Origin of the sequence: Canibacter oris (assembly GCF_014197205.1) — a bacterium.
In the GTDB taxonomy this organism is placed as follows: Bacteria; Actinomycetota; Actinomycetes; order Actinomycetales; family Microbacteriaceae; genus Canibacter; species Canibacter oris.
Genome location: NZ_JACIFD010000011.1, coordinates 52,019 through 62,297, shown reverse-complemented (window position 1 = coordinate 62,297; position 10,279 = coordinate 52,019). Strand labels below are relative to the sequence as shown.

Below are 10,279 nucleotides of genomic sequence, written 5' to 3'. Positions count from 1 at the left end.
CGCCAATAACACCAACCTTGCGCACCGGCAGTGCCAGCTCCGCTGGGGGAGCGCCGGCAGGGTTTTTAGCGCGCTTTTGCACCAGGTCAAAAGCATAGATTGATGCACTAAACTGCTCGCTACAAATCAATTCCTGCAGCGCTTTATCTTCACGCGCGAAGCCCTTAGCCAGGTCGTTATCTTTCGCCGCGTCCAGCAGCTCCAGCGCTCGGTAAGGAGCCACTGCCGCGGTGCCGAGCTTTGCACGCAGGGTGTCGCGAGCAACCTTAATAGCGAGCGGCCACTTAGTCAGTCGCTCCAGCTTACCCGGCACATGCTCCCGCTGCACCTTGGTTTTACCAGTCAGCACACTGTCAGCCCAAGCAAGTGACTGCTCCAGGTAGTTAGCGGAGCCGAACATGGCATCAAAAATACCCATTTCTAAAGCCTGCTTCGGCTTCAGGGTACGGTTCTGTTTTAGCGGATTAGAGATAACAACCTCAAGCGCTTTTTCAATGCCGATCAGGTTTGGCAGCAGGGTAGCGCCGCCCCACCCAGGAATCAGCCCCAAGAAAACCTCGGGCAAAGCAATCGCGGCAGCGTTAGAGTCAACCGTGCGGTAGTTGCAGTGCAGCGCAATTTCCAAAGCTCCGCCAAGCGCCAAGCCGTTAACAAAAGCAAAGCTTGGCACGCCCAGCTTGCTGAGCTTGCCGAACACGTAGTGTCCGTACTGCGCCATCAACAGTGCATTTTCTGGGGTCACCAGCGAGCCAACCTTTGAGAGGTCTGCGCCCGCTGCGAAAATCCACTGCTTGCCGGTAACCGCTACCGCGGCAATTTCACCGGCAGCAGCTCGCGCGGTGAGCTCGGTAAGTCGGGTGTCTAGCTGTTGCAGAGTGTGCGGTCCGATAGTGTTTGGCCGCTTGTAATCGCGGTCATTATCAAGCGTAATAAGCGCTAGAACTTTGCCTGATGGCAGCCGCACATCTTGCACATATGAGTTGGTTACGACTTCATCGGTTGCCGCGTCGAGCAGCGGCTGAAAGTCAATTTTGCTGTAATCAGTCATTTATTTACCTTTCTTACCGTTGAAGTGTGGATTCTCCCAGATGATTGAGCCGCCCTGACCGAGCCCAACACACATCGCAGTGATGCCGTATCGCACATCCGGACGCTGCTCAAACTGACGCGCCAGCTGAATCATCAAGCGCACACCGCTAGAGGCCAGTGGGTGGCCAAGAGCAATCGCGCCGCCCCACGGATTAACGCGAGGATCATCATCGGCAATCCCAAAGTGATCGGTGAAGCTCAAAACCTGCACTGCGAAGGCCTCGTTGAGCTCAAACAGTCCAATATCGCTAATGTTGAGCCCCGCCTGCCGCAGCGCTTTCTCGGTTGCCGGCACCGGCCCCAGACCCATAACCTCAGGCTGCACACCGGCGAAAGCAGCGCTTACCATGTGCATCTTCGGAGCCAAACCCAGCTCTTTCGCAGTGTCACTGCCGGCGAGCAGCGCCATAGTCGCGCCGTCGGTAAGCGGCGAAGCGTTACCCGCGGTCACCCGCCCGTGCGGCCGGAACGGCGTTTTCAGCCCAGCCAAACCCTCCATATTGGTGCCCGGGCGACGGCCCTCGTCCTCAGTCGCGAGAGTCCAGCCACCAGTCTTAGCTTTAATCGCAACCGGCACCAGATCAGCCTGAATATCACCACGGTCATAGGCTGCCTGCACCTTCTGCTGCGACAGCATCGCGAAACGGTCAGCGCGCTCTTTGGTGAGGTGCGGGAAACGGTCATGCAGCCGCTCCGCAGTAACACCCATGTTCAGCGCGTCAGCAGCAACCATTTTTTCCGCAAGAAAACGCGGATTCGGGTCAGCATCAAAACCCATCGGGTGCCGTCCCATATGTTCCACGCCACCGGCCAAAGCGATGTCGTACATACCTGAGCCAATCATGCCGCCCAGCATCGCAGTGGTGGTCATCGCACCGGCGCACATCCGATCCAGCGCAAACCCCGGCACAGTATTCGGCAGTCCAGCAAGAATTGCCACGGTACGGCCGAGGGTCAAGCCCTGATCACCCTGCTGAGTAGTGGCAGCAATCCCGACATCGTCAATCCGCTCCAACGGCAGATTAGGGTTGCGCTCCAGCAGCCCAGTGGTTGCTTTCACCGCCAGGTCATCTGCACGAGTTTCCCAGTACATGCCTTTTTCACCGGCACGCCCAAAAGGCGTCCGCACCCCGTCGATATATGAGATTCTTCTATCAGCCACATTGCCTCCTTGTTTTAGTGTCTCCTCTGAGAACGACAGTCACCTTATATTTTGCCAGCTTCCGCAAGGTTTCGCAGCTTCGCCCCACCGTGTTCAGGTGGTTGTCAGCTTCCATGTTCTGCCTGCTGTGCCAGGGCCGCAGCCAGCTGCGCACTAACCGCCGCAATCTGCCACTGCCGCGCACCGTAGGAGTCGAGCTTCGCCGCGGTTTCGCCGGGTAACAGCAGGGCGGGTGGATCCGCCGCAAGCCGCTTTACAACAGCCGGGTCGAGCACGTGTTCCGCGGGTATATCAAGCGTCGCCGCAACCGCAGCAACCGTCTCCCGCACCGTCTCCAATCGAGCTTTCGCCCCGCTATTTTTGCGGAAGTATCCATGCGAATTAGCGCCCGCAGGCAGGGGAGTACGACGTAGATTTTCATCGACCCGCTTACCTCGCATCACTGCCCGCCAAAAAGCGCCGAGGTGTGGCTGCGCAAGCACCGCATTAAACCCTCTAATCCGCTGCAGATCTTTCTCGCTGCGTGGCCGCCGCTGCGCCGCCGTAATAATGGCGCTGTCCGGCAGCACTAAATGCGGTGCCAGATCCGCCTTCCTGGCAATCTCATCACGTGTTGTCCAGATTTCGCGCACCAGCGCCAACCCGCGATTGTCTTTCACTAACACATTAATGTGCGAAACTTTGCGCCACGGCTGCTCCGCTGGCGGCTTCGGTTGCCACGCGCACAGCGCCGCAAACTCTTGCCGCAGTATCGAAAGCTTCGCAGTTTTTTCGGCTTCTAAAAGCTGAAGCACCATCAAATCAGCTAGAAACAGCACATCAACCGCGGCGTACTCCAGCCACGACGGTTGCAAGGGCCGCTCTGACCAATCCACATCAGAGTAAGCCTTATCCAGCTGCACCTGCAGCTGATCCGCCACCAGTGCGCCCAACCCCACACGTTCCGCCCGCAGCATCCGCGCTGCCAGTTCAGTGTCCCACAGCTGCTGCGGCACCAGCTCTAAATCCGCCAGGCACGGCAAATCGTGACGCCCGGAGTGCAGGATCCACATTTCCGAATTAATAATCGCGCCAAGCTCGCTGAGATCTTTGAGTGCGGTCGGGTCAAACAAATAAATTGGCCCGTGACCGCGGCGAATCTGCACCAGATAAGCATTCGGAAAGTAGCGATAACCGCTGGCACGCTCGGTGTCAATCGCAATCGGGCCGTGCGTCGCGGCAAGCTGTTGCAGCGCGGCGCGGTAAGCATCCTGATTATCAACCAGTTGCCACTGAATCTCTAGCTCCGCCTGTGTCCGCATAACTCACCGCTCATTTGTTGGTTGTGGATCGACCTGCGCCGCTACGCCACCGGGGCGGGGCGGGAGCCCGAGTTTTGGGCCACATCCGCAGGGGTGCGCGGATTAAAAGCAGCGACCCCCTCGTGCTGCGGCAGGCCCGCCAACAGGCACAACAGCTCTGACCAGGCTTGTACGTGCGTGGCGTAGTCAGCATCGGTGGGAGTCCAGGAGGCCCGCAACTGCAGCTGCGCCCCCGTGCCCTGCTGCGCCAACGAACCGTATCCGGTAGACAGCGTTTTAGTGGCGGTGCCGGCAATCGCGGTGTAGCTTGTCTGCCTAGTATGCAGGGCATCAATCAGCCATGACCAGGCGACATCCGCGAGCAGCGGATCCGCCCCAATTTCCACCTCAATATCAGCCTGCGCGTAGCATACAAAACGAAACTCGTTGCCCCACTCAGCCGCCATTTTCGGGTCGTGTAGCAGGATCAGCCGCCCCGCTCCGGCCCCGCCATCAATCGCGGCAGCGGCGCCACTGACACCGCGGCCGCTGGGATTGACGCTGGCGCCGAGAGCAATCGCGTGCGGCGCAATCCTATCAGGAGCCGGAATCTCTTTAAAGTCAAGCTCAGCACGCAGTTTCGCACCGCGCACCGCGGCGGCTGCAGTCTGAAAAGCACGCGGCTCGGAGGTGAAAGAAATAGTCACATTAAAACCCTAAGGGTGTTTTTAGAGCTTTTAGTAAGGCGCGCCGCCGCTCGGTGCCTTATTATCTTGTATTGTGCCTGTATCAAATATTCTGAATCTGATTGACCGTCAGCCGCGGGTTAGCGGCGCTCAACTCGTTGCCAACCTGACTCCGCCGGCGCAGTTTCACACGGCGACATTTGAGTCGTACCGGCCTGATCCGCAACACCCTTCACAGGAAGAAGCGCGCAGTCTGCTGCGTAATTTCGTGGCTGGCACTGCGGGCGGCGGCACCGGCGGTGGCAGCAAGGGCGGTTTCTTCGGTTTTGGGCGCAAAAAGAAGGCGGTGGATCCGGAACCCGCGGCCACGAGCATGACTGTTCCTGCGGGTAAAATGGGCGTTTATCTTGACGGCGGCTTCGGCGTTGGTAAAACCCACCTTTTGGCTGCGGCGTGGCATGCCCAGGCGGGACGCAAGTACTTCGGCACTTTTATTGAGTACACCGCGCTGGTTGGCGCTCTCGGCTATGAAGGAGCGATTAAACAGCTCACCGGCGCAAAACTGATCTGCATCGACGAGTTTGAGCTTGACGATCCGGGTGACACCATGCTGATGACGCGCATGATTAAAGACCTCACAGCAACCGGCTCGAAGTTTATTGCGACCAGCAACACACCACCAAACGCGCTTGGCGAGGGACGTTTCGCCGCAGCTGACTTTATGCGCGAGATTCAGGCAATGAGTGACCGCTTCGTGACTGTGCGTATTGACGGCGCTGACTATCGCCAACGTAACATTGAGGGCGCGGCTCGGGTACTGAGCCCGGAGGAGTACCAGCAACAGCTGAGCAGCTTCAGCGCCGCCGGAACCGCGACCGCCAACGACGATTTTGGCTCGCTGCTTGAGCACCTCAAGCAGGTGCACCCGTCAAGCTACGCGGCAATGCTAGAGGGAGTAGAGCGTATCGGTTTAAGCGATGTGTATGAGCTGCACGACCAGTCACAGGCGCTGCGGTTTGTGGCTTTCATCGACCGTGTTTACGATGCGCAGATTCCAATCTTTGCCAGCGGCATCCCGCTCAACGAAATTTTCGGCGGTGGTATGCTCGACGGCGGCTACCGTAAGAAATACCTGCGCTGCATGTCTCGCGCTAACGCGCTGTGCGCCGCAAACGAGACCGCTGACGCGGTGCTGTAACAATCGCCACCCCGCAGTAACACGCACAGAAAGAACCACAATATGAGTCTTAAATCGATCCTGATGCAGCTCGGCAAAACCGCTGTGCGTGAGTATCTCAACAACAAATCACGCCAGAGCGGTTCTGCCGCACGCACTTCGCGCACCACTCGTAAATCCGGCATGGGCGGACTGCTCGACACCGTACTGCAGACCATGTCAGGGCGGGGTGGTGGATCCACCTCAGCACCCACCATTCCGGGCACTTGGCGGGATGTCACCGCTGCCGGGCACGGCGGCGCCACCCGCGATCTGACCGCGGCAGAGCTGCGGCAGCTGCGCATTGGTTACGCCCCGCAGCTGGATGGGGATCCGGACCCGGGCGAGGTTGTGTGGACCTGGGTGCCATATGTGGAAAATGATGGCCGTGGCAAAGACCGCCCAATCTTGATTATCGGCACTCTGCCGGATGGCGCGGTTGCCGGATGCTACCTGACCTCAACGCCGCACCGGGAATATGTGCACTTGGGCGCCGGCAACTGGGATAAGCAGGGTCGCGACAGCTATCTGAATCCTGAACGACTGCTGCGCGTCACCCGCAGCGGGATGCGCCGGGAGGGCAGCGCTGCGTCTCAGCAGCAGTTTGAGCGGGCGCTGGGTGCGCTGCGTAGCGCCGGGCTAATATAACACACACCCGGATATATTGCGTTAGGCGGGTTAGAGATTTGCAGCCCTGTCGCTAGCGGCGTGGCTCGGCTGAGAGCGTCTTAACCAGCTGCTAGAGGTTCGAGAGGTTGCTGTCGAGCAGGTTATTAAGCTCCTGCGAGGTTTCGCTCAGTTGCACCAGCCGCAGCCGCAACTGCTCATAGTGATCAATTTTTGCTTGGATTTCGCTGCGGGTCTGCAGCAGCTGTTCACGCTGGGCCCGATACTGGTCAGAGATTCGGTAAAACTCTTCCGGGTTGGTTGCGAAACCGTAGTTACGGTTGCGCTCGTTAAACTCCTGCACCGCACTGTTATACATCTGTACCCGGGTTTCAAACTGCCCGCGCTCCAGCTCCACGGTTTCTCGCAGCTGCCGCATTTCTGCTTCCAGCTGCGCGGCCTCCTCTTGAATCGTGGTAAACACTGCGTGGTAGCGATCGAAAATCGCCACAATAGCGGAACGATCTACAATATACTGCGCGTAGTGTTCCTCAAGCTCAGCCGGCAGGTCTGCAACCTCAGTGCCCAGCACCGAGTGCAGCTCGTTAGTGAATTCCGCCTGCGGCAAATCAGCGTAAACCTCCATGCGAGTGCGCAGCTGCTCTGAGGCGTGATTTTCGTAATAGTCTAACAGCCACTTAGAGAGTTCGCGATTGTCTGGGGTTTGCTGCCACACCGCATGCAGCATCTCATGCACCGCGGTGACCTCAACGATGCCGCTGATACGCGGATCTGTGACATCAAAAAGGTGGATCCGGTGCTCGCTGGTGTAGCACCCCACAACGTGACCAGATTCCGTGTGTGTCACCGCTGCACACCCGGTGCGAAAAGCTGCGCCCGTGGAAATAGTGGGGTGGGTGGAGTGAAACACCAAAAGACCAGCGTCGGTGAGCCGAATGTGTTCTTCGAGCGCCAGAATTTTATTGTCTGGCCGGTAATCACGAGCCAGCCACCAGTTCTGAATTGTGTAGCGATTAGCGTACGCAAAATATGCACCGACTGCGATGAGCAGTAACAGCAGGAAAACGAATATCCGCTTCCAGGGTGATTTAGTATTTTGCGTCACACTCTAATTATGCAAGGGTGTGACTGAGAAAAGTCGGCGATTCCAGCGCTTCGTTATAGAGCTGTTGTGTCCCTTGACTTTAAGCGCGACACGCTGGCGACACACGGCAGTTTGCACGATCTAAAAACCTCAACTATAGTTAATTGAGTTGAAGCGATTACAGCAGAAACAAAATGCGGATGTAGCGCAGTTGGTAGCGCATCACCTTGCCAAGGTGAGGGTCGCGAGTTCGAATCTCGTCATCCGCTCTGGTGGACTGGGTAACCCAAACCACTACCGTAAGGTTTATTTTACACCGCGCGGTGGCGTGGCCGAGAGGCGAGGCAGCGGCCTGCAAAGCCGTATACACGGGTTCGAATCCCGTCGCCACCTCCAACTCGGGCGATTGGCGCAGTCTGGTTAGCGCGTTTCCTTGACACGGAAGAGGTCGCTGGTTCGAATCCAGTATCGCCCACCACTCATTAATTTTCTTACCGCACCTAATCCGTGCGGTTTTGGCGTATCCGGCTTATACTCGGGGCTAGCCCCGTGACACGCCCGCCCATGCTTAGCAGGCATATGCATTGGCGCAAATCACGCTATCAATAAAACATACAGCAGACCGTGAAACCAACCGCACACTAAATATAAACACAACCCAGCCGGCTAGATAAAGCGTAACATTGTTATGCCCGCCTGGATCACCGGCACATACACGGAAGCTTTTTACGCTGATTCGTGGCTTATCTGTGACGACTACCTGGAATACATGCAGGTGCAGGAGGAAGCGAAGAAAGCACTCGCTGCACACTAAATGTAGGTTTTCACTGATATAACCTACCCATCGCGAGGGATTTTTTCCTACCCTTTTACCAGTCACAGCATCAAACGCTCACGCGACGAAGGCGCACGCCACAGTGCCCAAACAGCAAAACCGGCGGCACCTAGCAAGCACCGCCGGCATTTCAGCCCAGGGGAGCTATTGCTGGGCGGGCGGATCTTCCACCCGCTGCTTCAGCTCCCTGAGCTCAGCGTCTAAGATTGCAACCTGTTCAGCAAGTGCGCGGGTCTTATCTTCACCGCGAGTCAGTTCCACCGACTGCTGCACGGTGAGCACCAGCAACAGCACCAGCGCCACAATAAACAACAGGTTAGCAGGCACCGCGAAACCTAAAAGGTGCGCAACGAAGTCAAGCACTCCGGGGAAGATGCTGAGCGCTAGAATTCCCAGCGCCACGAGCACCCAGGTAACGATGTAGCGTTCGCGCAGGCGACCGGCGCGCACCAGCAAGAACAACCACGCCACCATCAAAAAAGCGATGATGATCCACAGCATATTCTGCATTAGATTTCCTCCTCGAGCGCTGCAACCGGCTCTGTTTTACGAGTTAGCGCCAAGCCCATCGCGAAAAAAGCACGAATCAAATAAATCATCGCTTTAAAAGGTGACGCTGAAGGGGTGCCGCCCTGGCGCTCCCGCATTGCCACAGGCACCTGTGTCACCACCAGGCCGGAGCGCGCTGCGACAACCAACGAATCAATTGTGTCGCCCAGATACTCAGCAGGGAAGTGCTTGCAGTACTGTTTAATCGCACGGCGGTTTGCAGCGCGGAAGCCGCTGGTGGCGTCAGTCAGCTTCGTGCCGGTGATGCGCGACAGAATCTTCGCGAGCACCTGCATCGCCCACCAGCGTGGACCAGCAGCCTGGTACTCACCAACTCCGGCAAATCGCGCCCCGATAGAAATATCAGCGTGTGCAAGACCAGCCAAAACCCGCGCGATATCGTTAGGGTTGTGTTGCCCGTCAGAATCCACCTGAATCGCTTGGCGGTAGCCGTGCCGCAAAGCGTAGTGATAACCGGCACGCATCGCACCGCCAACGCCCAGGTTAAACGGCAAATCCATCACCGTCGCTCCCGCTGCTCGCGCCACCGCGGCGGTGTTATCGCGTGATCCGTCATTAACAACCAAAATATCCAGATCATCAGAAACGGCGATGATTTCCGCAATGGTGTTTGCGATCGCTTCTTCTTCGTTCCAGGCCGGCATAATCACCAGCGTGCTTGCCTGTTTATTGCGGATCATCCTCACCCCGTATCCAGATAACTTATCACAGCAATTTTACCTGTTAAACACTGAACACAAGCAGCAGCCACCGCAAGAAGTAAGATATTTCCTCGGCGACTGTGGGTGACAGCAGATTTTAACCAGAGTGCTGTTAATCTTTTTACAGAACAATAACCTGACTTGGAGTGAACATGACAGTAGATATTCTGTTTCCTTTCTATGGTGACGTCGATTTTATGAAACAGGCTGTGCGCTCTGTAATCGGTCAAACTTATCAAGATTGGCGTCTCATCGTGGTTGATGACGGCTACCCAGATGACAGCATTCCAGGCTGGTTTGAGTCACTCGAAGATTCACGTATTACATATATGCGCAATGAAAAAAACCTCGGCGCAAACGGCAACTACACCAAGGCACTGAGCTTTGTCGAGAATGAGCTGGTGACGGTTATGGGCGCCGACGATGTGATGCTGCCTAACTACATTGAGTGGCTGGTAGAAGCCGCTGCCGCACACCCTGAGGCACAGATTTTCCAGCCAGGTTGCGTGGTGATTAACGAGCGTGATGGCCTGTCAAACACCCTGGTAGAAAAGGTGAAGTCATACTATCGCCCCAACACCACCCGGGTGCTGGCCGGGGAAGAACTGGCGGTGTCAATTCTGCGCGGCGACTGGCTCTACTTCCCGTCACTGGGGTGGCGAGCGTCTGCAATTCAGGAGATCGGTTTCCGCGGCGGCCTGAATGTGGTGCAGGACATGGCACTCGTGCTTGATGTCGCGATGCGCGGCGGGGCTCTGTTCTACGATGAGCGCGTGGCATTCATGTACCGTCGCCACAGCGCATCTGATTCTTCATGGCGCGCGCTTGAGGGCAGCCGCTTCAAGGAGGAGCGCGAATACTTCTACACCATCGCCCGCGAAATGGAGCAAAAAGGTTGGAAGCGCGCTGCACGCGTGGCGAAGCTACACGTGTCTTCCAGGTTGCACGCGCTAGCGCTGCTGCCAAAAGCGGCCCGCGCCAAGAAGTGGCAGGGGGTTAAAAACCTCACCAAGCATGCCGTAAAGTAAC

At 57.1% G+C, this 10,279-nt stretch carries 11 protein-coding genes and 3 tRNA genes; 7 read left to right on the top strand and 7 right to left on the bottom strand.

The features are described from left to right. From F5897_RS06050 to F5897_RS06035, 4 genes are all read right to left on the bottom strand, one after another. Window positions 1-1,048 (bottom strand): enoyl-CoA hydratase-related protein (locus tag F5897_RS06050; RefSeq protein ID WP_183304855.1); only part of this gene is annotated, 1,048 nt, incomplete at its 3' end. After that, window positions 1,049-2,251, bottom strand: a complete 1,203-nt coding sequence (locus tag F5897_RS06045) for an acetyl-CoA C-acyltransferase (protein ID WP_183304854.1) — start codon at window positions 2,249-2,251, stop codon at window positions 1,049-1,051. Between the two features lie 104 nt (window positions 2,252-2,355). After that, window positions 2,356-3,552 carry an HRDC domain-containing protein gene (locus F5897_RS06040; protein WP_183304853.1) on the bottom strand — a complete coding sequence of 399 codons (1,197 nt, stop codon included), beginning with the start codon at window positions 3,550-3,552 and terminating at the stop codon, window positions 2,356-2,358. 41 nt (window positions 3,553-3,593) lie between these two features. After that, window positions 3,594-4,238 carry a DUF3000 domain-containing protein gene (locus F5897_RS06035; protein WP_343048828.1) on the bottom strand — a complete coding sequence of 215 codons (645 nt, stop codon included), beginning with the start codon at window positions 4,236-4,238 and terminating at the stop codon, window positions 3,594-3,596. Window positions 4,239-4,311: 73 nt separating this feature from the next. On the opposite strand from F5897_RS06035, the gene zapE reads away from it, so the two are divergent. After that, window positions 4,312-5,415 (top strand): cell division protein ZapE, encoded by a 1,104-nt coding sequence (gene zapE, locus F5897_RS06030; RefSeq protein WP_233574301.1) that lies wholly within the window; start codon window positions 4,312-4,314, stop codon window positions 5,413-5,415. Window positions 5,416-5,457: 42 nt separating this feature from the next. Further along, window positions 5,458-6,081 (top strand): type II toxin-antitoxin system PemK/MazF family toxin, encoded by a 624-nt coding sequence (locus F5897_RS06025; protein WP_124824099.1) that lies wholly within the window; start codon window positions 5,458-5,460, stop codon window positions 6,079-6,081. A 91-nt stretch (window positions 6,082-6,172) separates the two neighbouring features. Here F5897_RS06025 and F5897_RS06020 read toward each other — a convergent pair whose 3' ends face one another. Next, entirely contained in the window at window positions 6,173-7,165 is a 993-nt protein-coding gene (locus tag F5897_RS06020) for a hypothetical protein (protein ID WP_124824098.1), read from the bottom strand. 175 nt (window positions 7,166-7,340) lie between these two features. On the opposite strand from F5897_RS06020, the gene F5897_RS06015 reads away from it, so the two are divergent. The 4 genes from F5897_RS06015 (at window position 7,341) to F5897_RS07940 (ending at window position 7,958) form a co-directional block, all read left to right on the top strand. Further along, window positions 7,341-7,413 (top strand) — tRNA-Gly (locus F5897_RS06015). Window positions 7,414-7,466: 53 nt separating this feature from the next. Beyond that, window positions 7,467-7,540, top strand: a tRNA-Cys gene (locus F5897_RS06010). 4 nt (window positions 7,541-7,544) lie between these two features. Next, window positions 7,545-7,622: transfer RNA gene (locus F5897_RS06005), tRNA-Val, on the top strand. A 210-nt stretch (window positions 7,623-7,832) separates the two neighbouring features. Continuing rightward, entirely contained in the window at window positions 7,833-7,958 is a 126-nt protein-coding gene (locus F5897_RS07940; RefSeq protein ID WP_281375795.1) for a hypothetical protein, read from the top strand. A 165-nt stretch (window positions 7,959-8,123) separates the two neighbouring features. Here the strand turns inward: F5897_RS07940 and F5897_RS06000 are convergent, their stop codons facing one another. Both F5897_RS06000 and F5897_RS05995 read right to left on the bottom strand, forming a co-directional pair. Further along, window positions 8,124-8,489 (bottom strand): DUF2304 domain-containing protein, encoded by a 366-nt coding sequence (locus tag F5897_RS06000; protein WP_183304852.1) that lies wholly within the window; start codon window positions 8,487-8,489, stop codon window positions 8,124-8,126. Next, window positions 8,489-9,229 carry a glycosyltransferase family 2 protein gene (locus tag F5897_RS05995; RefSeq protein WP_183304851.1) on the bottom strand — a complete coding sequence of 247 codons (741 nt, stop codon included), beginning with the start codon at window positions 9,227-9,229 and terminating at the stop codon, window positions 8,489-8,491. Before F5897_RS05995 ends, F5897_RS06000 begins: the two co-directional genes overlap by 1 nt. Before the next feature lie 173 nt (window positions 9,230-9,402). Between F5897_RS05995 and F5897_RS05990 the strand changes: the two genes are divergently transcribed. Beyond that, on the top strand, window positions 9,403-10,278 hold the full coding sequence (locus F5897_RS05990; RefSeq protein WP_124824095.1) for a glycosyltransferase family 2 protein: 876 nt from the start codon (window positions 9,403-9,405) through the stop codon (window positions 10,276-10,278). The last annotated feature ends 1 nt before the right edge of the window (window position 10,279 follow it).

Excerpts from the sequence above, each read along its gene's own strand:
- F5897_RS06025 (WP_124824099.1), top strand. The coding sequence starts at position 5,458 with ATGAGTCTTAAATCGATCCTGATGCAGCTCGGCAAAACCGCTGTGCGT.
- F5897_RS06040 (WP_183304853.1), bottom strand. The coding sequence starts at position 3,552 with ATGCGGACACAGGCGGAGCTAGAGATTCAGTGGCAACTGGTTGATAAT.
- F5897_RS06000 (WP_183304852.1), bottom strand. The coding sequence starts at position 8,489 with ATGCAGAATATGCTGTGGATCATCATCGCTTTTTTGATGGTGGCGTGG.
- F5897_RS07940 (WP_281375795.1), top strand. The coding sequence starts at position 7,833 with ATGCCCGCCTGGATCACCGGCACATACACGGAAGCTTTTTACGCTGAT.
- F5897_RS05995 (WP_183304851.1), bottom strand. The coding sequence starts at position 9,229 with ATGATCCGCAATAAACAGGCAAGCACGCTGGTGATTATGCCGGCCTGG.
- F5897_RS05990 (WP_124824095.1), top strand. The coding sequence starts at position 9,403 with ATGACAGTAGATATTCTGTTTCCTTTCTATGGTGACGTCGATTTTATG.